This is a genomic window from Citrobacter sp. Marseille-Q3906, assembly GCF_916618775.1.
GTDB classification, from domain to species: domain Bacteria; phylum Pseudomonadota; class Gammaproteobacteria; order Enterobacterales; family Enterobacteriaceae; genus Citrobacter; species Citrobacter murliniae.
Genome location: NZ_CAKAKA010000002.1, coordinates 1,512,853 through 1,537,982, shown reverse-complemented (window position 1 = coordinate 1,537,982; position 25,130 = coordinate 1,512,853). Strand labels below are relative to the sequence as shown.

The window sequence follows — 25,130 nt, the reverse complement described above, 5'->3', positions numbered from 1 at the left end:
CTTCATGCCTCGCGTTTTTGTTCATTGTTGGATGAAGAAGACGTTGCAACCGGTTTTAATATATTGGCCTGCCGTAGATTGGCAAAAACCTGGTCGCGGGTACCAAATTCCTGGATGGCTCCGTCATTAAGAAGCAATACCTTATTGACCACGCCGAGTAGTGTGGGTCTGTGTGAAATAATGACGGTGGTTTGCCCTTGTGTACGCAAGGTATTAATAGCTTTGACGAGGGCGAATTCACCGGCGTCGTCAAGATTGGCATTCGGCTCATCAAGTACAATAAATGCAGGGTTATTGTAGACTGCGCGCGCCAGCCCAATGCGCTGGCGTTGACCGCCAGAGAGCTGGTGCCCGCCAGCACCCAGTAACGTGTCGTATCCCTGGGGCAGACGCAGGATCATCTCGTGTACACCTGCCAGTTGCGCCGCAGCGACAATCAGTTCGCTATCATTTTTCGTGAAGCGGGCGATATTTTGCGCAATAGAGCCATCAAACAGTTCAACATCCTGTGGAAGATAGCCAATCGAGGGGCCGAGCAATTCTTTGTCCCACTGGCAGATATCTGCGCCATCCAGCCTGACTTTTCCCGATAACGGTTTCCAGACGCCAACCAGAACTTTAGCCAGCGATGTTTTTCCTGATGCCGAGGGGCCAATAATCCCCAGCACTTCCCCTTGTTCGAGCTGAAATGAGATATTACGCAATAGCGGAGCATGCTGGCCTGGTGCCGCTGCGAATACGCTCTCAACGCTGATATTCCCTTTGGGTCGCGGCAGGGGCAGTACGTCTTTGGGCGCCGGGTATTCTTTAAGCAGGTTTGATAACTGGTGCCACGCACTGCGAAATTGCACAAACTGTTTCCAGCTTCCGATAACCTGTTCGACCGGGTTCAGGACTCGCCCAAGAATAATGGACGCGGCAATCATCAGGCCCGGAGTAATATGGCCGCCGATGACCAGTAAGGCACCGGCACCCAGCGCAATAGATTGCAGCAGTACCCGAACAAAACGACTCAGACTGCTTAATCCCGCCGTTTTATCTGCTATCTGTGTTTGCAGTACCAGTACTTTATTATGCTGCTCCTGCCAGTTGGATTTCAGGGTGGAGAGCATTCCCATAGCTTCGATAGCATCGGAGTTTTGCAACTGTTTATTCAGTTTACTGGCATTAGTGATAGTTAACGCATGGGCTTGCTGGATAGGGCGTTTGGTGGCAATTTCTGATACCAGCGTCAGAATAAATAACAGGGTTATTCCACCGAGTGAAAGATATCCCAACAGGGGATGGACAATAAAAGCGATAAATAGATAAACCGGCGTCCAGGGAATATCCAGTAACGCAAACAAGCTATTGCCGGAGAGAAATTGCCGGATCTGGTCAAGCTCCGCTAAAGACTGCGCGGGGTTGTTGTCACCGGTGGCAACTTTTCGTTTAAAGGCCGAATTAAAAATCAGTTGGCTCAATTTCACATCAAGCCTGTTACCCAATCTGACCATAACCTTTGAACGGGCAGATTCGATCATGGCAATGATGATGTATAAGCCGACAATCAATAAGGTTAACATTAACAATGTGGTGGTGTTTTTACTCACCAGAACACGGTCGTAAACCTGTAGCATATAAATTGCCGGCGCCAGCATAAGCATATTAATCACACAACTAAAAAATAACAGTACAAGAAAAGTGGGTTTCGTTCCTTTTAATGCATCATTCAGTTCTGTTGGCGTATGCTGGCGCGACATGGTCTTCTCCTTATACGATCAATGAACTATTGCCATTATTACTGGCAAGTGTGGTTGGGAGTTCCAGGTAAAAATCACCGATATTAACGGTGGTTGAATTCACGCCCACTAACGTAATGGTGTCAGCGCCGATGGTCACGATGGTGTTGCCATTGCTTCCGGTGATGGCAACGCTGCTGGCAAAATTACCCGCGTTGATACCAAGGAATACCAGATCAAGATAGTCCTGGCCGCCATTTGGGTTACTGTCAAAGCCGGTAATGCGGTCTTGCCCAAAGTTTGATCCGAAGGCAAAAATGTCATTTCCGGCACCGCCATCCAGATTGTCATTTCCTTCCTGGCCATTGAGAATATCGTCGCCGTTCCCACCGGAGAGCGTATCGGCACCAGCACCGCCAATCATGACGTCGTTACCGTTTCCACCCTGCAGGTTATCGGCGCCATCTCCACCATCAAGGAAGTCATTTCCGACGCCACCAAACAACTGGTCGTTGCCCCCCATACCAAACAGTTGGTCATTACCGGCCCCACCTGTGATGATGTTGGCAATCCCGTTCCCGGTACCGATAAAACTGCCGGTTCCGGTAAATACCAGTTCTTCAACGTTATCGCTCAGGTCATAACTGCTCAGACTGGTTCGGACAACATCCGTCCCGCCATTAACACCTTCGATAACTACGTCACCAAAATCATCGACGATATAGGTGTCATCTCCGGCTCCGCCCGTCATGCTGTCTGCACCCAGACCACCATCAAGCATGTCGTTTCCTGCATCACCTTGCAGCGTGTCTTGTCCTGCTTCACCAGAGAGCGTGTCGTTACCAGCCCCGCCAACTAACAGGTCATCACCCGCACGTCCAAGCAGGGTGTCATTACCGCCTTCACCGCGCAGAATGTCACTCCATGCAGTACCTGTCAGTGTGTTACCGGCGTTAGTCCCCACAATGAGGTCGCCAACAGGCTGAGTAGTTGTTGATGTCAGAACAACAGGGGGGTTACCTTCGTCATCAATGACGGTGACAACCACTTGTAATGTCCGTCCAACCATCGCCTGACCGGGTGTGTAGGTGGCCGATGTCGCGCCGATAATATTGACGAATCCGGTCGGGGAACTCATTCTCCATTGGTAGGTGAAATTGCCTCCGCTCAGGCCGTCGGCATCAGCGATGCCTGATACTACGGCGGTAAGCGTCAGGCTTTCAGTCGGCGTCAGGTCATTAATCACTGGCACGCCGGTTGTCGCCTGATTGCGTGGCATGATCGCCTGGGTTTGCGCTGATACTAAGGTTTCAGCATCGCCCATCCGATCGTTGAAACTGGCGACGACACGCAGCGGAGCACCCTGAATAGATCCCGGCACTCTGAACTCCACCCCGGTTGCCTGATCCCGCCACTGGCCGTTAACAAATGCCTGCCATGTCATCGTGATTGCCACATCCGCCGCGAGGCCGTTACCATCTAACAAGTTCGCCAGATTAACGCGCAGTAAGTCGCCCACAGAAGGTGCAGCATTATTGATTGCAAGGTCGCCAGTCGCTTTTTGCGCCGTTACCCATAACTGTTCGCCGTTACCAAACTCCAGTTTTTCGATGTTCAGTAAACGGTCAATACCATCATTAAGATTTAAGGCGGCATCTGGTGTTGCGTGGTCGACCCGGAGGCTTCCATCTGCCATACGGGTAAAGGCATAGTTGCTGCTAATGTCACGGTACACCGCAACATCCGTTTCTGTGCCATCACCGTCATGCAAGATTTCACGCACAATTGACAGTTGATTCGGTTTCAACGTTCCAGCCAGCATGTAAGATTTCAATTCGGCCATACTCTCGGCACTGGTGAGACCTGCCATACCGGTTACGGCAATGCGCACATTCAGCCAGGCATCGCCATCGATAATGTCATTACCAGCCTTACCGGTTATACGGTCGCTGCCGCCGCCACCGAGTAAAATGTCGCTACCATCATCAGGATTCAGCAGAACCGTATCAGGGTTAGCGGAACGCTCTACGCCCAGGATAGCCTGTAGACCGTCAATTCTGTCCGCACCTTCCTGAGTCAGGTTGTTGGAAAGAGGAACACCCTGAACCGGGGCCGTACCGATGGGCTGTTCAGTGCCGGTTAACACATCGTTATGTTTCCATCCTGATAGCCCTTCAACCAGGTCAAAACGGTCACGCAGAATAAATTCCTGCTGGTTCACGAAAATAGGGATCCCGAGGTCAGAGTTAGCGCCGTTCGGATCGCCTTTATGGATGGCCCAGTCAAAACCCGCCATACCATTATTTCGTTGAATGCCCGCGCCCTGAACCATTATGTCGTCACCGGCTTCACCATCGTAGTCAGTGTCGTTACCCTGACCGTTCAGGACATCATGACCAATAATAGTGCTGTTGAAGAACAACTCAGAGTTATCACCAGCGAGCGTGTCAAATCCGTCACCACCTTCCAGCCAGTCGTCGCCTTCATTACCCAGCAGGAAGTCGCCACCCGATCCTCCCAGCGCAAAGTCGTTATCCTGCCCAGAGAAGACTTCCTGTGCATCTTCGCCTACCACCACGAAGTCACTGCCAGTGCCGCCAAAGACCAGATCGTTACCGTTGCCGGAGAAAATAACATCGTGCCCAGCATCCCCATGCAGGAAGTCGGCATCGCCAACGGGCGTACCGGTGTCTGTAATGATGTCATTACCGTCACCGCCGTGGACCACATCCGCTTCATCGCCACCGTCAAGACGGTCATCACCGCCGTCACCCCACAGGCTGTCGATACCTTTACCACCGATTAACGTATCGTTTCCGGCGGTACCACCGAGCACGACGTGTCCGTCCCCGGTATATTTAAGGTAACCACCATCCGCAAAACCATCACCGTTCACATCGGCACCGGGATCACGACGTACCAGTAAAGGTGAAAGCAAATCTTTCAGTGGGTTACCCCATTTAGGATCTATTTCCGTTTGCAGTACACGGTTCACCTCGAAGATATGATCTGGCGTCTGGAAGAGGTTGGCGGGGAGATGAGAGGAACCGTTTTCACCCAGGTCGCTGTTACGCATCACCAGGGCGGAAAAAGAGTTCGCCTCCAGTTCATTGAGCAAGTTAAGCCCCTGAACGCGGCTCAAATAGTAGAAACGGTCGCCGTCCTGCAACATTTCCATTTGTGTTTCAAAAACAAAGTTGAAGGTCGAACCGAGCATCCCGCCAAATTCGTTTTTACGTTCCGCCAGACCACCGATCCAGAAGTCGACCATATTCAGGCCAGATTCTTTGGTGGCCCATGCACCGGTACTGTTGAAGAAGTCCATTGCGTCAGCTGGCGGGGAGTTGTTGGCATCACCAAACAACAAAAAGTTTACCGCCGCGCGTTTACCTTCAAGGGTGGTGGCGTTAAGAATCAACTCATGCTGGCCGTAGGCCGCCATAAAGTTGATGATTGAAGCGGGGTTTTTCAGGTACGTCGTAAAATCAGCCCAGCTGGTATATGGCCGTAGCTGAGAGTCTCCGCTTAATTCAAAGAACTGCTCGCGGGCCTGGTTTAATGTCGGCATTGCCGTATCCCGGCCACGGGCAATGTTAAGCGCACCTAAATCAAGTGGCAGCCCAATCAGGTTATTACGCAGGGCATCAGTAATAAACTCATCAATTTCGTTGCCAACCTGCCGCGTCATGCCACGCACAATTGCGCCGATCGCCTGATCGTCAGTAACGGTGACACCGTTAATTTCATTAAATGCAACCGGGTTTAGGAACGCGGCAATCAGGCCGATATCCCCGCTTTGCATATCGATGTCGGTACGGGCCACGGTTTCTGTGAGCATCGAATGTCCAAAACGGTAAACCACATGCGCAAACTCAGCAAAAATCAGTGGATTAATATCCGCCGTATTAGAGAAGACAAACGGATCGACAGCGGGTTGTACGGTACGCGCAAACTCCTCAAAAACGAGGTGCTGATACTGCATTTCCGTGGAGAAGCGCCCCGCCTGGAATAGATACTCACCATTCCATACCAGGGTACTGGTATCTGCCGGTAGCTCAGTAATTTGGTGTGACGGCATCAGCCACTGGTTAATAAGATCAATATCACCCGTTTCCAGCAGGGTAGTTTTATATTGTTCAACCAGGCGGTTATGTTCGCTGTGAAATACTGCGTGTACAGCGGTTAAACCAATGTTCTCGTTACCACGTCCGTCGCCGGTGATAAAGTGGCGGTCGAGCAGTTCGTTATCATAGGTGCCGGCAGGTTGTTCACCCCCAATGGCATTATCACTATCAGCCACAAGACCTGATTTTGGCGCGGCAGTATGTGCAATATCATCGAGAAAAGCATGCCCGGTTCGGAGCGTTCCATCCGGTAATAGACCACCGTTAGCTTCGACTAACCCGCCAGTGGTAACAATCTGTACTTTACCATTTTCACTTAAAATCAAATTACCGTAGCGGTCAGTCGCCAGAAGTGGAACATTAAAAACATCTTGATCGGTGAGTTTAATTCCCAGCAAACTTTCGGCCTGGTTTTTAACATCAGCCCAGGTTGCCAGTCCGCCATTAACTCCGCCTAATAAATTACCAGTAGGTTCCGGTTTACCGTCGATTAATACGTACTCACGGATAAAAATCTGATGCGAAGGGTGGGAGGTATAGGTTTGGTTTTGATCAATGAATGGAGTGGTGAGGTTTACAGTTTCATGGTTTTCATCAACTTGTGCCCGAGTTAATACCATGAAATTTGTCGACGATCCTTTTACGTATAAAGGATCGTCGGGTTGCAACGGAATGAAGACAATGCCATTTCCTCCTTTTGGTATTAAGTCCAGCCCATGGTCAAAAAACTGACCAAAAAAGGTCATCCAGCCATTAAAAGCAGGGGAGAGACCAATATCTGGAGACTGGTTTGGAATGGACAAACTGCCATTTTCCGAAGTGGTTCCTCCTCCGGGAGCATTTTTTAATGAGTTGTAAACTTCCAACGCAGCCGGGTTAGATGCCGTTTGGTCAGATATTAAGTTACTGATAACCCGAGGGTCAGCATCAATAACCGTCCCACCGATTTGGGTGTAACTGGTCATTTGATCTGCGTCCTGCCAGTTCAGTGCTGTTAACCGCGGCATAGTCTGATCGGCTGAACCGTATAGCTCCTGACCCGGCAGTAGGTTATTCCATGAACCATCAACAGTGCGTAGCCCATACGGTAACAATGGGCTGGAGACTAACTCACGAAGTTCATCACCATTGATGGTGCCGTCAGGGTTAGTTGCGGCTTCTGATATTTTGATCTGCTTGAGAATAAAAGCGAGATCGTGCAGTGTGACAGTAAAGTCATATTGTGAGGCCATAATAATTACCCCTATCTTTACCTTAATTTAGCTATCATCACTCAATTCTTCTGTTTACAAATTGACATGAGAATGAGTCGTATTTGATGCTTAATTGTTATTACGTCTTTTAAGTCCATTTATTTAATGACTAAAAATATTAACTACGTAATTAGAGGTATTCTCCTGAGCTTTATACCGGTCGCAATAATACATTCACCTCACTTATGAATTCAGTTTCAGCGAGTTGCAGGCAGCCCTGACCCATTGAATCTGCAGGCATATTCAAGGCACAGGGGGTGAAGAAGACGATGTCTTGCAATGTTTAAATTTGTTGGGGTTTTTATCTCACATTACATTTTTGTTATGATCATAACTATGGATTTTCCTGGACCGACTTCACTCATACTTTATTATGAATAAGATTAAATTTTCATTTCTTTACATTTCAATTAATGTCAAATTATTTTTACACTGAATCGGGCTTAAAAAGAAAATAAAAAATGAAACAGCAGGCTGTAATAAACGTCTGTACTGTTGAAGGCTTTTTTTAAAAGGGAAGGGATTATGTGAAAAAGGAGAGAACCTCCTGCCAAATCAATAAATCGGGAAATTTAACGATTTGACAGAAGGTTAACCTGAAAGATTAAGCAACGTTTCGTGTGTGACCGGCAAGGACCGCCAGCGCATCGCTGTTCTCGATAGTGATATATTTGCCTTTTACCGCCAACATGCCACTTTTCTGGAATCGACCCAACAGACGACTGATAGTTTCGACCGTCAATCCAAGGTAATTACCAATATCGCCACGAGTCATTGTCAGACGGAATTCGCGAGGTGAGAAGCCACGTTGTGCGAAACGACGGGACAGATTGTAGATAAAGGCCGCCAAGCGCTCTTCCGCATTTTTCTTTGACAACAACAGGATCATGTCCTGATCGCCTTTGATCTCGCCGCTCATCAGACGCATCATCTGCTGACGCAGGTTAGGCATCTTACCGGACAGATCGTCCAGAGTTTCGAACGGAATTTCGCATACCATTGAGGTTTCAAGCGCCTGGGCGAAACTTGGGTGATGGCCGCTGCCAATGGCATCGAAACCAACCAGGTCGCCAGCCAGATGAAAGCCGGTAATTTGCTCATCGCCCTGTTCGGTAATGGTGTAACTTTTTATCGTACCGGAGCGGATCGCATAGAGTGATTTAAGCTCATCACCTGCTTTAAAAAGCGTCTGTCCTTTTTGGATAGGCTTTTTGCGCTCGATGATGTTGTCGAGCTGGTCAAGCTCATGCTCGTTAAGTGTGAACGGGATGCAAAGCTGGCTGATGCTGCAATCCTGGCAATGGATAGCACAACCGCCAGACTGAATGCGCCGTATAATTCGCTTTTCCGGGATCATAGGTCTGCTCAAGCCGTAATTGATATTTGTCAATTTTAACATCTTTTTGGTGAGCACGTAAGCCTGAGCTACTCCCAATAGAGAATAATTCAGGCATAAGCTGGTTGAATGTTTGTATCTATCTGATTAACCGCATTTTATTTGAGGGTGTTATATGTGGAAGTGTGATGAATAAGGCATTTATTGCCTGGATCCTAGAGAAGCAAATAGCCTTCGTGGCGCAACAGCCACTCTTTTCGCTGCACACCACCAGCATATCCTGTCATTGTGCCGTTACGTCCAATAACTCGATGGCAGGGGACAACGATACTCACCGGATTAGAACCATTCGCGGCACCAACGGCTCTGGCTGCGCCAGGACGCCCCAACTTCTCTGCCAGTTGTCCATAATGCATCACCTGTCCGCACGGGATTGTGCGTAGTGCTTGCCATACTTCCCGCTGGAAAGGTGTTCCCGCGGTCGCGGTTTCAAGCGAGTCAATGATGCTAAGGTTTCCTGCAAAATAGTCTGACAGCTTGTCGCTCAACCCGCCGGGATTTTTGACGGCACTACGCCGATAACCCTCAGTACGATAATGAATATCCAGCAGTTGTTCCATGCGATCACGGTGCTGGTCCCATTCCACGGCGCGCAGGCGAAACTGCTCGTCACAAATAACCCACAGTGGCCCCAGTGGCGTTGCGATAGTGTCTTCAAGTAAATTCAGCATCCGTTTCTCTCATTACAGGCGCGGCAATTCAGCGGGATCACACAATATCACGCCATTGATATACACAGCTATACCCCCTTAGATCCACTATTGAACTCCTCGTTATCTATGCGAATTATTGGAAATTACCGTAAACCGTTGTCCGTGTAATACTGCGCGGTTATGATAATGGCCGTCGCAAAAACGCTGGAGGATGAAACATGAACCTTGATGATGCATCGCTGTTTCTTGAGGCAATGGGGGATGTTGAACCTCTGAAAGGCTGCGCTGATGTTCACTGGCAACCTGTACGTAACCTGCGCACTCCGGCACGTATCGATACACTGCAATTAGATAATTACCTCTCGACAGGCTTCCTCGATATCGTACCTCTAAGCGTACCACTGGAGTTTCGTCGCGAAGGTTTGCAGCATGGCGTTATCGACAAGTTGCGTACCGGAAAATATCCTCAGCAGGCGAGTCTCAACCTTCTGCGTCAGCCCGTCGAAAAATGCCGTCAGATGCTATTCAGCTTTATTCTTCAGGCACAACAGGATGGTTTGCGTAACGTACTGGTTATTCATGGCAAGGGACGTGACGATAATTCCCATGCCAATATTGTACGCAGTTACGTGGCGCGCTGGCTGACGGAGTTTAACGATGTGCAGGCCTATTGCACCGCACTGCCGCATCATGGTGGCAGTGGAGCGTGCTATGTTGCGTTACGTAAAACGGCGCAGGCAAAACAGGATAACTGGGAACGTCACGCGAAACGTAGCCGCTAACTGATTCAACCTCAGGCTGCCAGCACTCTGTTCCTGCCTTCATTCTTGGCTTTATATAGCGCGTCGTCCACGCGCTTGAATAACTCATCAATGCTTTCGTTAGCTTCGTGACGTGCCACGCCGATGCTCACGGTAAAGCGGGGCAGACCAGGAAGAGTGACCCTGGCTACCGTCGCGCGTATCACCTCAGCAAGATTAATGGCGACATCCAGAGACGTACGAGGCAGCAGCAAGACAAACTCTTCACCACCCCAGCGAAAAATCAAATCGTCTTTTCTCGCGCAAGATTCCAGCGTGCGAGCCAGAGCGCAAAGCACTTCATCTCCTTTTAAATGACCGAAGAGATCGTTAATGCTCTTAAACCGATCGGTGTCGATCAGCAGCAGGCTGTAATCCTGAGTTAATGATATAGCGTGTGTCTGTTCGGGCTCGGTAATTTGATAAAAATGTCTGCGGTTAAGTAACCCGGTCAATGCGTCATGAAGGGCTGCCCGTTCCAGCTCCTGTTCCAGGCGCTTTTGTTCAGTAATATCATGAATGATGCACAACATGAGTTTGTTGCCGTAAATCTCAATGGGACCGGCGTAGGTTTGTACGTGACGGGTGCTGCCATCAGCAAGTTTATGAACAAAATGTAAGGGCTTATGGCCACCAGGCAAATGCGCTATTTTGTGCATTACCGGTAGTATATGGCGGCCCAGCATATTTATTTCCCAGGTGTGTTTCTGGCACATCACGTCATGGCTGTAGCCATAGAAAGTTAGCGCGCTCAAATTCGCATCGACAATAAGCCCATCGCGTGAGGGGTCGATGAGCAACATCGGCGCTGAGTTTGTCAGAAAAAAACGCGCGTAAAACCCTTGTTTCTTACGCTGATAGGTAGCGGAACGACTGGCTTTCAGCCCCTGTGCGCTGGGGGTCTCAATACCTTCAAAAAGGATAACATCACCAACGTTGGCGAGAGTTCTTATAGACAGGCGGCAGGACAGTGCTATTTCCGCGCCATCCCTATAAACGGTGATAATTTCTACAATGTCGTGATGATTTCTCAAATCACCGAGATACATCGGCAAATCCGCCTGGGCATGGGTCGAGAATATTCCCCTCCTGAGTCGGGAAAAGTTCGGCTCAGGCATTATTTCCCGCGCAACGGCATTGGCGAACACCAACTCTTCGGTGTGGGGCAAAACGATCCAGACCGGAATGGTTAATAAATCCAGTGAATGCAGTTCAGTTGTGCTCATCGATAATCCCGTTATCTTTATATGCTGTGTTGCCGGTTTAAGGGCGAATAAGAGCCTGTCCCATTAGGTTATTTTATTTGCCATTTTGGCCCCGACAGAGTTCTAAATTGGCTGCAATAATGTACGCCTACTGGGCCAGGCTCTAATTCTTATTGTTCACGCTCACAATGTTATTGATTGACGGTGAGATAATGGCTGTAAGACTGGTTTAGTTTTAACGGTACTTTCTGTTTGCAGCAACTCATGGATTCTGTGCGCTGGCAGCGGCTTAGCAAACAGGAAACCTTGTAATACTCCGCACCCCATTTGGGTTAGCAACGCTTCCTGTTCCGGAGTCTCTATTCCCTCAGCAACAACGCACATATTCATGGATTGGGCTATGTCAATAATAGTAGACACGATTTTTGTGTTCTTGTTGTTTTCGCTAATATCTTTAACAAATATTCTGTCGATTTTTAATTCCCGGGCCGGGAGAGATTTCAACATCAATATATTTGAATAACCAGTGCCGAAATCATCAATAGAAACGATGATCCCAAGAGCAGAAAAGGCATTCAATACTTCCACACTGCGTTTGAGATTTTTAAGCGCGGTACTCTCAGTGAGTTCCAGTGTTAATTGCGCAGGTGAAAGTTGATATTGTGCCAGGGCGTTGCAGACAATATCGACGATATCATGTTGTTCAAACTGCGCGGGTGAGAGATTCACCGCGAGAGTCCACTCACCATGACCCTGAGATTTCCACTGATGCAACTGGAAGCAGGCCTGCTGGAGAACCCAGGTACCAACAGGAAGTATCAGACCTGTTTCCTCAAGTGCAGGCAGAAACTCAGCAGGCAACAGCACACCTCGCTCGGGGTGATGCCAACGCAGTAACGCTTCAAAACCGGCCAGCGAATGATTGCCTGCGGTATATTTCGGCTGATACCACAACTCAAATTGATTCCGCTCAAGCGCTTGCGACAGTTCCTGTAAAAAGGTGGGAGGCGTAGCGGCAATAGTCTCCATTTCCGGTGAATAAAGCGCCCAGCCGTTTCTGCCAGCCTGTTTGACATGGTACATCGCCATGTCTGCCTTCACTTTGAGCTCATGCAGCGTTGAACCGTGCTCAGGATAAATACTGCTTCCTGCACTTAATGAGACCCTGATAGTGCGTCCGAACAGTGTAAAAGGTTCTTTAATGACACTGGCAATTCGGGTAAGCAGGGCGGAGATAGCATCTTTGTTACTGTCGGGCACCAGAAGAATAAACTCATCGCCCCCCAGTCTTGCGAGTGTCATGGTGTCATCAAGGCATGTATAGATCCGTTGAGTACTGGCAATCAGTAGCTGATCGCCAATGTGATGCCCCCAGGTATCATTGACGACTTTGAACCGATCGAGGTCGATAAAGACCAGCGCAAAGCGTTGTTGATGGAGTTTGGAATGCCGCAGGCAGGCCTGCAAACAGGCGTCGAATTGCGCACGATTAGCCAGGCCGGTCAAAGAATCGAAGTGTACCTGATGCTCAAGCTGGCAGTTTAACTGATGCAGATTGTCAGCCAACCGGGATGTACGCAGTTGAGAGTCCACCATCGAGATAACCAGCATAATACCCAGAATTACCAGAGTAATGGCTGACACCCAGATGGACAATTCAAGCGTACCGATCCCGTCGTTCTGACCGTGCCCTGCGTGCGTGAAGGTCGCCGCCCCCATCCCGGTATAATGCATGGAGGCGATTGCCAGCGCCATAATCAGCGCGGCAATAAGTCGGTTAATCAATACGCGCCGGGTATTTTGTCGTAAATGAAAAGCAAGCCATAAACCGACTCCCGATGCGCCAACAGCAATGATCACCGAGAGCAGTATAAGCGAGTAATCCCATGTAATGGCGGCATGCTCGAGAATGGCAGCCATGCCGACGTAATGCATAGTCACCACGCCGGTGCTCAATACGCTTGTCGCGATGGCAAGCCGTTTTATCGATAACGTCTTGCCAGAGATCGCAATATTAATAGCGAGGGTTGCGCTGGCAAGCGCGATAAAGAAAGAAAAGGCGGTGAGGGGAACGTGATAGTTTATGGGCATGTTCATTTTCATGGCCAGCATGCCGATAAAGTGCATTGACCAGATCCCCATGCCCAACGTTGCTCCACCAGATAGTCGCCAGAAGGTAGATTCTCGTCGACTGGATATAGCAACTTTGCCCGCACTATCGAGAGCAATAAAAGAGGCGATAAAAGCGACAACAAAGGAAATCCCAATCAATACAGGGTCCCACGAAACGTGCAACATCATACTACCCATCGAAAAAAAGCCGTGATGATAAATTTAGCAGGTTTTGTCCAGTTAACCTGGTAAAACCAGGAGCGCTCTTATTTTTTTACCCGCAGTATTAGTTGAAGCATGCATAGCAAGCCAATACCCATAGTTTACTTATATAAGCATTAATTAAATTTATAGGTTTAGAAGGGAGGGCTTAACCCGGCTGGCATTACAAAACATCGACAGCCCGCCAGATTTTCATCGTTATCAGGATAAAATACCAAGCTAGCATAAACTGATGGCGTAATACTGTGACTTAAGTGAAAATGCGGCATGCTCTAATTGAATGTTCAGGTTTCGTTATGGAGTAATGGCAATCTACATCGCAGATGCTATAAAAATAATACCCGCATTATTCCTTGATAAGCAGGATCATATGTTAAATAACATCAGTGTCAGGACGTTTATTATTTTATTTCTGGTGTTCACTCTTGTTATCGTCAATGTCGTTGAATTCATATTATCTGCCAGACTGGATGTAATTATTTACGCTAATATTGTAAATGCTATTTCTATATTATGTCTGTGGTGGTACATGACAAAATACCTGGTGGTGCCGATCAATACCGTAAAAAGGAGTATCGAAGAGGTTACATCAGGGAATCTGGCAATCAGCATTCCAGAATTCGGAAATAACTGTGCAGGTCGGCTCATTCCCGGTATTAATAGCTTGTCGAACAATATTTCATCCTTAGTCAGTGAGATAAGAACGTCCTCAAGAACTGCGATGACGCTCTCAGAACAACTCGCCGAGCGCAGTGCTGAGCTGTCAGTTAAAACGGAACAGCAATCAGGGGCATTAATGCAAACAACCGCAAACATGGATGAAATCGCAGTCAGCACACGAAATAATGCGGATAACACGCAGATGGCCAGCGCTCAGGCTAATATCGCGACGCAATCCGCGCGTCAGGGCGGCGAATTAATGGTGCAGGTAGCGTCAAATATGCGCTCTATTACTGAATGTGCGGAACAGATGACGGAAATTATTACGCTGATAGATGGCATTGCATTTCAGACGAACATCCTGGCACTGAATGCCGCAGTGGAGGCAGCAAGGGCAGGTGAGCATGGTAAAGGATTTTCCGTGGTTGCAGGTGAAGTGAGAATACTTGCACATCGTAGCGCAGAGGCGGCAAAAAATATTAAACGGCTAATTGATGAGACACATTACAATGTTCAGCAGGGTGCAGCTGTTGTGCGCGAAGCAGAAAAAAATATGCAGGACATTGTCGATGGTGCCGGCCAATTAAACCAGTTGATGGGTGAAATACTGACGACAACGCAGGAGCAGGAAAAAGGGATCACGAAGATTACCCAAGCCCTGGCTGAACTGGAAAATGTGACCCAAAGCAATGCCATCATGGTCGATGAATTATCTGACTCTTCAGGTATTCTGAAAAGTCAGGTGAATGACCTCCAGTTCCGAACACATAAATTTCGCTTGAGTACTATCTCAGTGGCTGATCCACTCACACAATCCAGAGGCAGTTCTGTTGTAACAGGAATAAGTCGACGGGATAGATATGGTCATTCATTCTAATCCTGCTGTAAAAGCGCTGACATCGTCGGCGCTTTTTACTTTATCTGAACATTTTTCTGAATCATTTCAGCACAATGGGACAATGAGATATTGCTTAACATATTCTGAAGGCTAGACTAACGAAAAAGCTGAGTGTATGTGGAGGTGCTGTGGAAGCCATTAGGGGATCTGAAGTTAATGTGCCGGATGCCGTATTTGCCTGGCTGCTGGATGGCCAAGGTGGGGTGAAACCGCTTGATGATAACGATGTTATCGACAGTCAGCATCCCTGTTGGTTGCATCTTAATTATACCCATCCGGATAGCGCGCAATGGCTGGCGACAACGCCGTTACTTCCTAACAATGTGCGTGATGCGCTGGCAGGAGAAAGCATGCGCCCGCGCGTAAGCCGAATGGGCGAAGGCACGTTGATCACGTTGCGCTGTATTAATGGCAGCACCGATGAGCGTCCAGACCAGCTTGTCGCGATGCGTGTGTATATGGATGAGCGTCTGATTGTTTCTACACGCCAGCGTAAAGTTTTGGCGCTGGATGATGTGGTCAGCGAGCTGGAGGAAGGGACGGGACCGAATGATTGCGGAGGCTGGTTGGTCGATGTGTGCGATGCCTTGACCGATCATGCCAGCGAATTTATCGAGCAACTGCATGATAAAATCATCGACCTGGAAGACAATTTGCTTGATCAGCAAATCCCGCCACGAGGCTTTCTGGCATTACTGCGTAAGCAACTGATTGTCATGCGTCGTTACATGGCTCCTCAACGCGATGTTTACTCGCGTTTAGCGAGTGACCGTTTACCGTGGATGACCGACGACCAGCGCCGCCGGATGCAGGATATTTCCGACAGACTGGGAAGAGGTCTGGATGAGATAGACGCTTGTATCGCCCGAACCGGCATTATGGCGGATGAAATTGCGCAGGTTATGCAGGAATCGCTGGCTCGCAGAACCTATACCATGTCATTGATGGCAATGGTCTTTCTGCCCAGCACATTTTTAACCGGATTATTCGGCGTTAACCTCGGAGGCATTCCTGGTGGAGGCTGGCAATTTGGCTTCTCGTTGTTTTGTATTCTGTTAGTTGTCCTGATTGGTGGTGTTACTTTATGGTTGCATCGTAGTAAATGGTTGTAACAACAACGTTTTTTAGAGCCTTTCGCAGATGAAAACGCCCATTCTTTTGAGCGAAGTCAATAAACCATCTACCTATTCGGGGCAATATCTCTCTCGCAGGTGAATGCAACGTCAAGCGATGGGCGTTGCGCTCCATATTGTCTTACTTCCTTTTTTGAATTACTGCATAGCACAATTGATTCGTACGACGCCGACTTAGATTAGTCGGCTTTTTTTTGCCTGCAGGAAATCAGCGTCTACCCTAAAAGAGTCAGCCTGATTGACTGGAGGATAATATGACCTGCCTGATTGCATTACTGCAGCTACAAGTCCCAAACGCCGAGTCGTTACCTACCGACCCGGTCCCTGTACCCGATCCGATACCCCGTCCGCAACCGATGCCGGACCCACCACCGGATCAAGAACCGATTAAATTGTCGCATCACAGGCGGAGATCTGCGAGGATACGCGCCTGCTGAATGTGAGTTTTTACCGCGAGATAAAATTGTGACCGCTTTTTCTACCCTGAATGTTTTGCCTGCCGCCCAACTCGAGAATCTCAATGAGCTGGGTTATCTTGAAATGACGCCTGTTCAGGCCGCTGCGCTGCCGGCGATCCTGGCCGGAAAAGATGTTCGCGTGCAGGCAAAAACCGGCAGTGGCAAAACGGCCGCGTTTGGTCTTGGGCTTTTACAGCATATTGATGCCTCTCTTTTCCAGACGCAATCACTGGTCTTGTGCCCGACGCGGGAACTCGCTGACCAGGTGGCTGGTGAGCTTCGTCGTTTAGCGCGTTTTCTGCCTAATACCAAGATCTTAACTTTGTGCGGTGGACAACCCTTTGGTGCGCAGCGCGATTCACTTCAACATGCGCCGCACATCATTGTCGCTACGCCAGGCCGTTTACTTGACCACCTGCAAAAGGGAACAGTCTCTCTGGATGCCCTGAATACGCTGGTCATGGATGAAGCCGATCGTATGCTGGATATGGGCTTTAGCGACGCGATCGATGATGTGATCCGCTTTGCACCACCTTCACGTCAGACGCTGTTGTTTTCAGCAACCTGGCCGGAAGCGATTGCCGCTATCAGTGGTAGGGTGCAGCAAAATCCGTTAACGATCGAGATTGATACAGTTGATGCGTTACCCGCCATCGAACAGCAATTTTTTGAAACTTCTGCGCACGGCAAAATTGCGTTACTGCAAAAATTGCTTAGTCAGCATCAGCCGGCATCATGCGTTGTTTTTTGCAATACCAAAAAAGATTGTCAGTCAGTTTGCGATGCGCTGAACGCGGCAGGACAAAGTGCACTGTCGTTACATGGCGATCTTGAACAGCGCGATCGTGATCAAACTCTGGTTCGTTTTGCGAACGGAAGCGCTCGCGTACTGGTTGCAACCGATGTTGCTGCGCGAGGCCTCGATATTAAATCACTTGAGCTGGTAGTTAACTTCGAACTGGCATGGGATCCGGAAGTCCATGTACACCGTATCGGACGTACGGCGCGTGCCGGTAACAGCGGGCTGGCTATCAGTTTCTGTGCGCCGGAAGAGGCTCAACGTGCCAATATTCTTTCCGAAATGTTACAGCTGAAGCTGAACTGGTTGCCTGCACCCGGCAATAGCGCAATCGTGCCGCTTGAAGCCGAAATGGCAACGCTATGTATTGACGGTGGTAAAAAGGCAAAAATGCGTCCAGGAGATGTTTTAGGGGCACTGACCGGAGATATCGGTCTGGATGGCGCTGATATAGGCAAGATTGCCGTTCATCCGGCGCATGTTTATGTCGCCGTTCGCCAGGCCGTAGCGCATAAAGCATGGAAGCAATTGCAAGGCGGTAAAATCAAAGGCAAAACTTGCCGGGTTCGTCTACTGAAATAAATGTCGTGCCGGAGCGCCTGATGGCGCACAGCCTGAAGGCCTACAGACGCTCACGCGCTTTGTAGGCCTGATAAAACGAGTCGTAAATTACTTCACTTCCACAACGTTCAGTCGTAACTCATCCAGTTGATTGTCATCTTCTTCTGGCTGCCAGCCGGCGGGTTGCAGCGGGATATCTTGACGATCAAAAGCCAGGTCGCCACCGTCCACGACTTCTGAACCATGTTTAATGCCTTTGAAATCGAAAAGATTGATATCGCTAAGGTGTGAAGGCACAACGTTTTGCATCGCGCTAAACATGGTTTCAATACGCCCAGGGTAACGTTTGTCCCAGTCGCGCAGCATATCGGCGATCACCTGGCGCTGCAGGTTAGGCTGTGAACCGCAAAGGTTACACGGAATAATCGGGTAGCCCTTGGCTTCTGCGAAACGCTCGATGTCTTTTTCTCGGCAGTAGGCTAACGGGCGGATCACGATGTGCTTACCATCATCGCTCATCAGTTTCGGCGGCATGCCTTTCATTTTCCCGCCATAAAACATGTTCAAAAACAGCGTTTGCAGAATATCATCGCGATGGTGCCCCAACGCAATTTTCGTGGCGCCTAATTCTGTTGCAGTGCGGTACAGGATACCGCGGCGCAGGCGGGAGCAAAGAGAACAGGTGGTTTTACCTTCAGGAATTTTATCTTTGACGATACCGTAGGTATTCTCTTCGACGATTTTATATTCAACGCCAAGCTGTTCCAGATACTCCGGCAAAACATGCTCCGGGAATCCAGGCTGTTTCTGGTCAAGGTTAACAGCAACCAGAGAAAAACTGATTGGTGCGCTCTGCTGTAAGTTACGCAGAATTTCCAGCATGGTGTAGCTGTCTTTCCCACCGGAAAGGCAAACCATAATACGATCGCCATCTTCTATCATATTGAAGTCGGCAATAGCTTCGCCCACGTTACGGCGCAGACGCTTTTGTAATTTGTTCAGGTTGTATTGTTCTTTCTTGCTAAAATCTTGATTTTGCGACATTTAGTAGAGGCTCAATTCATAGTGTGGCATCAGAAGCGTATGCATCACGCCGGATAGTCCGGCAAAAAGAAGTCTGATATAAAAACTGTGGCGTGTATGGTACGGATAAGCGGGAAAAATGTCAGCACATTTAGGTCAGGAATCGTGGGGTAAAAGGGGGAGAAATGAAAAGCCCGCAGCGATGTGCGGGCCAAACAGCTTAGCGAACAACCAGAACCGAACACTCCGCATGACGTACCACGGCAGCGGCGTTAGAACCCAGCAGGTAAGTGGTGATGTCCGGGCGGTGAGAGGCAATAATCACCATATCTGCCGGTAATTTTTTTGCTATCTCCAGAATTTTGTCTTTTGGTGCACCTTCAGCAACATGCACCTGTACTCTGTCAGTCGGGATATTGAACTTCTTGATAATCTCTTCCAGTTGAGATTTTGCTTCGGCTTTCAGATCGTCCATGGCCGGTAGCTCTGCCGAGTAGGCCAGTCCCAGAGAAGCATAATAGGGCAATGACGGAATGACGGTCAAAAAATGAACCTGCGCATCGTCAATTTTTGCCTCAGCTTCAACATGGGCAATAACGCGTTGAGTTAATTCTGAGTCTGAAATATCGATGGGTACAAGAATCGTTCTGTTCATAAAACCTCCTGTTTAAGTATCCATCTAAAGCTTACCGCGTAATGGCACTTTATGTACAATGACAGAGGTCACATTTTGGCATCACTTTATTTTGATTTCAGGAAATTTGCCTTTTATTACTCCATCGTAAAACCGGCCTTTAGACACTACTTTCAGGAAATCGCGAAAAACACGGACTGGGACATGCTGATATTGCAGCGTACCCATCTGGTGAAACCTAATTTCAAGCGTGAAGGAGGATTCGTCATAACCGACGGATGCAATACGAGATGATTTGACGGGGTGATGATTCATTGCGGGCATCCTCTACGACAGCACTTAATGCAATATATCATCTATCAAAGAAACGTTTTAACGCAACAGATATAATGTTTTGATCCAGATAAAACAGAATTACCATAAAAAGAATGGCCCGCTGTTTCCAGCGGGCTGACAAACTTAGAACTGATAAACCAGACCCAGTGCTACAACGTCATCAGTGGTGATACCGTTGTTTGCATAGAAGCTGTCATCTTCGTCCAGCAGGTTGATTTTATAATCAACGTAGGTGGACATATTTTTATTGAAGTAGTAAGTCGCGCCAATGTCAGCGTATTTAACCAGATCTTTGTCACCGTCAGTTGCGTTCAGATCCTGACCTTTAGACATCAGAAAAGAAACTGCCGGACGCAGACCAAAGTCGAACTGGTACTGTGCAGTGACTTCAAAGTTCTGAGTTTTATTAGCGATGGTGTTGCTAGCGTCACCGTTACTGTCGCCGTACGGAGTCATGTTACGGGTTTCAGAGTACATGGTTGCCAGGTAGATGTTGTTGGCATCATATTTCAGACCAGCAGTCCATGCGTCAGCTTTATCGCCGCCGGCAGTAGAGTGGTTGACCTGGTCATTCGTGCGGTCAGAAGAGGTGTATGCCGCACCGAAGCTTACGCCCATACCCAGATCGTAGGTTGAGGAGATACCGAAGCCGTCACCGTTGGAGTTCTTCATGTTACGGTCGCCGCCATTACCCGTACCTTCCTGCTCCGGGGACTGGTTTTCGTTAGCGCCCTGGTACTGCAGTGCAAAGTTCAAGCCGTTTACCAGACCGAAGAAATCAGTGTTGCGGTAGGTTGCAACGCCATTCGCACGACCGGTCATGAAGTTATCAGCTTTGGTGTAAGAGTCGCCACCGAATTCTGGCAGCATATCGGTCCAGCCTTCTACGTCGTACAGTACGCCGTAGTTACGACCGTAGTCGAATGAACCGTAGTCGCCAAATTTCAGACCAGCAAATGCCAGACGAGTGAAGCTGTTGCCATGGTCGCTTTCAGTCGTGTTAGCGTTAACCTGATATTCCCACTGACCGAAACCAACCAGTTGGTCGTTGATCTGAGTTTCACCTTTGAAACCCAGACGCATATAAGTCTGATCGCCATCATTGTTAGCGTCATCAGAGAAATAGTGCAGACCATCTACTTTACCGTAGAGATCTAATTTATTGCCGTCTTTATTATAAACTTCAGCAGCGTGAGCAGCGCCAGCAGCTAACAGGGCAGGAATTACGAGAGCCAATACTTTTCTGTTCATTGAAATAATCCTTTAGTTTTTTTATTTACCTGTGACTACCCATATAGGGAGTAAAAGCATGCTAAAGGAGAAGTTCCGTAAAGAGATAAATATGAATTGTTACGCCTTAAGTAAAACCTTAAGCAAATAATACTACAGAAATGATGATAATTATCGTGAATGTATTGAAGTTAAATATATAAAATTAAAATTATACAAGTCAATTTTGTTGGGATATTCTGCGCAGGTTATATGCCTTTATTGTCACGTTTTATTTTTCGTTGGGGAATTAGTAGAAATATTGATTAGCCAGCGAATAAATTGACAAGCCCGAACAACTGTTCGGGCTTTTTTTTGACTTCAGGCTACTACTTACCTAAACGTTTTAATCGGTACTGCTCTTTTCTGCTTTTCCTGCCAGTTGCGCGAGGAAGTCATAGCGTTTTTGCAAATCAGCCGTAGCATCCTTCCACAGTTGTTCAGCAACCTCAGGCTGCTGAGCGTTAAGACGGCGGAAACGCTGCTCATTCATCAGCGTCTCAGCCAGTGCGTCTGACGGAGGACGAGAGTCAAGAGCCAGCGGCAGTTTCCCTTCGTCAGCACGACGCGGATCAAAGCGGTACAGTGGCCAGAATCCGGTCGCCGTGAGCTGACGCATTTGATCGTGGCTCAGGGCAAGATCGTAACCGTGCTCTTCACAAGGACTATACGCAATAATCAGCGACGGGCCCGGGTATGATTCAGCTTCCTGAATAGCTTTCACCGTTTGATTCAACTGCGCGCCTAAAGAGATCTGTGCGACATAAACATGACCGTACATCATCATACTTACACCGAGATCTTTACGGGCTTTACGCTTACCATGTTCGCCAAATTTGGTGACGGCACCAAGAGGCGTAGCTTTTGACGCTTGCCCACCCGTATTGGAGTAGCACTGGGTATCCAGCACCAGGATGTTAACGTTTTCGGTAAGGCTTAAGACGTGGTCCAGGCCGCCAAAGCCAATGTCATAGGCCCAGCCATCACCACCAATCAGCCAGATGGATTTCTCAACCAGTGCGTCGGCGTCGGTTAACAGTTGCTGTGCACCGTCAACACCTTGTAGATGCTGGCGCAACGCTGCAACCTGTTCACGACGAACCTCAGGTGTTGCTTCAGCGTGCAGGGCCTCATTCAGCTCCGCCGGGATTTTATCAGCAAACTGCTCCAGTAAACGCATTACACGCACACGATGCTGATCCACCGTTAAACGGAAACCCAGACCAAATTCGGCATTATCTTCAAACAGTGAGTTAGCCCACGCCGGTCCCCGACCATTGGCATCGGTGGTATATGGCGTTGAGGGCAGGTTACCGCCATAAATCGATGAACAACCGGTCGCGTTAGCGATCAGCATGCGATCGCCGTACAGCTGCGTAAGCAATTTAATATACGGTGTTTCACCGCAGCCAGAACAGGCTCCGGAATATTCAAACAGTGGGGTAATCAACTGAGAAGTACGAATATCGATACGTTCCAGTTTGCTGCGGTCAATCTCAGGAAGATTGAGGAAGAAGTCATAGTTCACTTTTTCTTCTTCAACATGCTCAAGGCGGGACATCATATTGATGGCCTTGATCTCCGGATTCTGGCGATCTTTTGCCGGGCACACTTCAACGCAAAGATTACAGCCGGTACAGTCTTCTGGCGCGACTTGCAGTACATACTTCTGACCGCGCATATCGCGTGATTTTACATCCAGTGAATGCAGACTGGCAGGGGCATTTTCCAGCGCTTCCGGCGAAACCACCTTGGCACGGATTGCCGAGTGCGGACAGGCGGCAACACAGTGGTTGCACTGGGTGCACAGTTCTTCTTTCCAGATAGGGATCTCTTCGGCGATATTGCGTTTTTCCCAGCGCGTGGTACCCATCGGCCAGGTGCCGTCCGGCGGAAGTGCTGATACGGGCAGGGCATCTCCCAGGCCGGCGAGCATAGCGGCGGTCACGGTTTTAACAAAGTCAGGGGCCGCATCAGAAACAACCGGAGGGCGATTGGCGCTGTGAGGGTCTACCGGCTGCAACGCCACTTCGGCGACGGATTCACGTGCCAGCGCCAGCGCCTGCCAGTTACGTTCAACCAGGTCCTGACCTTTGCTGCTGTAGCTTTTCGCGATCGCGCCCTGCAGTTCCGCCAGTGCGCTGTCGCCAGGTAAAATTTGCGTCAAATGGAAGAATGCCATTTGCATGACGGTGTTGATTCGCGCCGCCAGGCCACACTCGCGAGCGATTTTAGCCGCATTAATCACGTAAAAACGTGCTTTCTTCTGATTAAGTACTGCCTGAACTTCCTGCGGCAGGCGCGCCCAGACTTCATCGACACTGTATGGCGTATTGAGCAGGAAAATACCGCCAGGCTTCAGTCGCTCCGCCATTTGATACTTATCAATAAACTGCAGTTGATGGCAGCCAACGAAATCTGCCTGCGAAACCAGATAGGCTGAACGAATAGGTTGCTCGCTGACGCGTAAATGGGAAACTGTCAGACCACCCGCTTTTTTCGAGTCGTAGACGAAGTAACCCTGTGCATACCACGGCGTAGAGTTGCCGATAATTTTGATGTTATTTTTGGTGGCAGACACACTGCCGTCGCTGCCCAGTCCATAAAACAGGGCTTCGAGTTTAGCGGTACCGGGGAGGGTGTTTTCCGGCAGAGGGAGCGACAGATTCGTTACATCATCATAGATGCCGACCGTAAAGCGTGGTTTCGGTTTAGCGTTGTTCAACTCATTAAACACCGCCATTACACAATCCGGGCCAAACTCTTTCGAAGAAAGACCATAGCGACCACCAATAACGCGCGGCAACGTTTCCCGCTCACCGCAGTTAAACGCTTCGGCAAGCGCTGTCATGACATCCAGATACAACGGTTCAGCCTGTGCGCCAGGCTCTTTTGTGCGATCCAGTACAGCGACACTGCGTGCCGTTTCTGGGAGGGCCTGCAGTAAATGTCTGGCAGAGAATGGGCGGAACAGACGCACTTTGAGCACGCCGACTTTTTCGCCGCGAGTAAGTAACTCTTCCACGACTTCTTCGCAGGTTCCAATCGCAGAGCCCATCAAAATAATGACGCGTTCTGCCTGTGGATGACCAAAGTATTCAAACGGCTGGTATTGGCGGCCCGTCGCGGCGGCGAAATCGTTCATCGCCTGCTCGACGTGATCATAGACCGCGTTGTACCACGGGTTAGTGGCTTCACGAGACTGGAAATAGGTATCCGGGTTAGCCGATGTTCCGCGAATAACCGGATGTTCCGGATTAAGTGCACGGGAACGATGGGCATCAATCTCCGCCTGCGGCATAAGTCCGAGGATCGTGTCATCGGCCAGCGGTACAATCTTATTGATTTCATGCGATGTGCGGAAACCATCAAAGAAATGAATAAAAGGAACTCGGCTTTTCAGCGTAGCAATTTGCGAAATCAGCGCAAAATCCTGAGCTTCCTGTACGCTGCTGGCGCACAGCATGGCACAGCCCGTCTGCCGAACGGCCATTACGTCCGAATGGTCGCCAAAGATAGACAGTGCATGAGTGGCAATGGTGCGGGCAGCAACGTGCAGCACAAATGGCGTCAGCTGACCGGCCAGTTTGTACAACGTCGGGATCATCAGCAACAGACCTTGCGATGAGGTAAACGACGTAGAGAGCGCACCGGTCTGCAATGCACCGTGAACAGTTGCAATAGCACCGCCTTCAGACTGCATTTCCACTACGCGTGGGGTATCCCCCCAGACATTTTTAAGCCCGTTCCCGGCCCAGGCATCAGCCTGTTCTGCCATCGTCGAACTGGGCGTAATCGGGTAGATGGCGATAACCTCGCTGGTACGAAATGCGACCGAAGCAACCGCACCATTACCGTCAATTGTGATCATAC

General features: G+C 49.1%; 16 protein-coding genes. 5 read left to right on the top strand and 11 right to left on the bottom strand.

Going from position 1 to position 25,130, the window contains the following annotated elements:
- Window positions 1-2 precede the first annotated feature (2 nt).
- The 4 genes from LG384_RS11480 to ogt form a co-directional block, all read right to left on the bottom strand.
- Complete coding sequence (locus LG384_RS11480; protein WP_225760923.1) at window positions 3-1,742, bottom strand: type I secretion system permease/ATPase; 1,740 nt, start codon at window positions 1,740-1,742, stop codon at window positions 3-5.
- Between the two features lie 10 nt (window positions 1,743-1,752).
- Window positions 1,753-7,077 carry a peroxidase family protein gene (locus LG384_RS11475; protein ID WP_225760922.1) on the bottom strand — a complete coding sequence of 1,775 codons (5,325 nt, stop codon included), beginning with the start codon at window positions 7,075-7,077 and terminating at the stop codon, window positions 1,753-1,755.
- Between the two features lie 625 nt (window positions 7,078-7,702).
- Window positions 7,703-8,455, bottom strand: a complete 753-nt coding sequence (fnr, locus tag LG384_RS11470) for a fumarate/nitrate reduction transcriptional regulator Fnr (protein ID WP_003020397.1) — start codon at window positions 8,453-8,455, stop codon at window positions 7,703-7,705.
- Between the two features lie 194 nt (window positions 8,456-8,649).
- On the bottom strand, window positions 8,650-9,165 hold the full coding sequence (ogt, locus tag LG384_RS11465) for a methylated-DNA--[protein]-cysteine S-methyltransferase (RefSeq protein WP_045442884.1): 516 nt from the start codon (window positions 9,163-9,165) through the stop codon (window positions 8,650-8,652).
- Window positions 9,166-9,365: 200 nt separating this feature from the next.
- Here ogt and smrA point away from each other — a divergent pair, with 200 nt between their 5' ends.
- Window positions 9,366-9,929, top strand: a complete 564-nt coding sequence (gene smrA / locus LG384_RS11460) for a DNA endonuclease SmrA (protein ID WP_045442881.1) — start codon at window positions 9,366-9,368, stop codon at window positions 9,927-9,929.
- A gap of 11 nt (window positions 9,930-9,940) precedes the next feature.
- Here the strand turns inward: smrA and LG384_RS11455 are convergent, their stop codons facing one another.
- Both LG384_RS11455 and LG384_RS11450 read right to left on the bottom strand, forming a co-directional pair.
- On the bottom strand, window positions 9,941-11,173 hold the full coding sequence (locus LG384_RS11455; RefSeq protein ID WP_048221451.1) for a sensor domain-containing diguanylate cyclase: 1,233 nt from the start codon (window positions 11,171-11,173) through the stop codon (window positions 9,941-9,943).
- A gap of 162 nt (window positions 11,174-11,335) precedes the next feature.
- Window positions 11,336-13,450, bottom strand: coding sequence for a bifunctional diguanylate cyclase/phosphodiesterase (locus LG384_RS11450; RefSeq protein ID WP_225761303.1), 2,115 nt, complete (start codon window positions 13,448-13,450; stop codon window positions 11,336-11,338).
- Between the two features lie 406 nt (window positions 13,451-13,856).
- On the opposite strand from LG384_RS11450, the gene LG384_RS11445 reads away from it, so the two are divergent.
- The 4 genes from LG384_RS11445 (at window position 13,857) to dbpA (ending at window position 18,016) form a co-directional block, all read left to right on the top strand.
- Entirely contained in the window at window positions 13,857-15,023 is a 1,167-nt protein-coding gene (locus LG384_RS11445; protein ID WP_225761302.1) for a methyl-accepting chemotaxis protein, read from the top strand.
- A gap of 149 nt (window positions 15,024-15,172) precedes the next feature.
- Window positions 15,173-16,156 (top strand): zinc transporter ZntB, encoded by a 984-nt coding sequence (gene zntB / locus LG384_RS11440; protein ID WP_045442872.1) that lies wholly within the window; start codon window positions 15,173-15,175, stop codon window positions 16,154-16,156.
- Window positions 16,157-16,431: 275 nt separating this feature from the next.
- On the top strand, window positions 16,432-16,614 hold the full coding sequence (locus LG384_RS23315) for a hypothetical protein (protein ID WP_071828929.1): 183 nt from the start codon (window positions 16,432-16,434) through the stop codon (window positions 16,612-16,614).
- A gap of 28 nt (window positions 16,615-16,642) precedes the next feature.
- A complete protein-coding gene (gene dbpA, locus LG384_RS11435) occupies window positions 16,643-18,016 on the top strand; it encodes an ATP-dependent RNA helicase DbpA (protein ID WP_045442869.1) in 1,374 nt (457 codons plus the stop codon).
- A gap of 87 nt (window positions 18,017-18,103) precedes the next feature.
- Here the strand turns inward: dbpA and ttcA are convergent, their stop codons facing one another.
- The 5 genes from ttcA to nifJ form a co-directional block, all read right to left on the bottom strand.
- Window positions 18,104-19,039 (bottom strand): tRNA 2-thiocytidine(32) synthetase TtcA, encoded by a 936-nt coding sequence (gene ttcA / locus LG384_RS11430; protein ID WP_225760921.1) that lies wholly within the window; start codon window positions 19,037-19,039, stop codon window positions 18,104-18,106.
- Between the two features lie 199 nt (window positions 19,040-19,238).
- On the bottom strand, window positions 19,239-19,673 hold the full coding sequence (uspF, locus tag LG384_RS11425) for a universal stress protein UspF (RefSeq protein WP_045442862.1): 435 nt from the start codon (window positions 19,671-19,673) through the stop codon (window positions 19,239-19,241).
- 81 nt (window positions 19,674-19,754) lie between these two features.
- Complete coding sequence (locus LG384_RS11420) at window positions 19,755-19,967, bottom strand: KTSC domain-containing protein (RefSeq protein ID WP_071828928.1); 213 nt, start codon at window positions 19,965-19,967, stop codon at window positions 19,755-19,757.
- 144 nt (window positions 19,968-20,111) lie between these two features.
- Window positions 20,112-21,239, bottom strand: a complete 1,128-nt coding sequence (gene ompC, locus LG384_RS11415) for a porin OmpC (RefSeq protein WP_045442858.1) — start codon at window positions 21,237-21,239, stop codon at window positions 20,112-20,114.
- Between the two features lie 364 nt (window positions 21,240-21,603).
- A complete protein-coding gene (nifJ, locus tag LG384_RS11410; protein ID WP_045442856.1) occupies window positions 21,604-25,128 on the bottom strand; it encodes a pyruvate:ferredoxin (flavodoxin) oxidoreductase in 3,525 nt (1,174 codons plus the stop codon).
- Window positions 25,129-25,130: the final 2 nt, after the last annotated feature.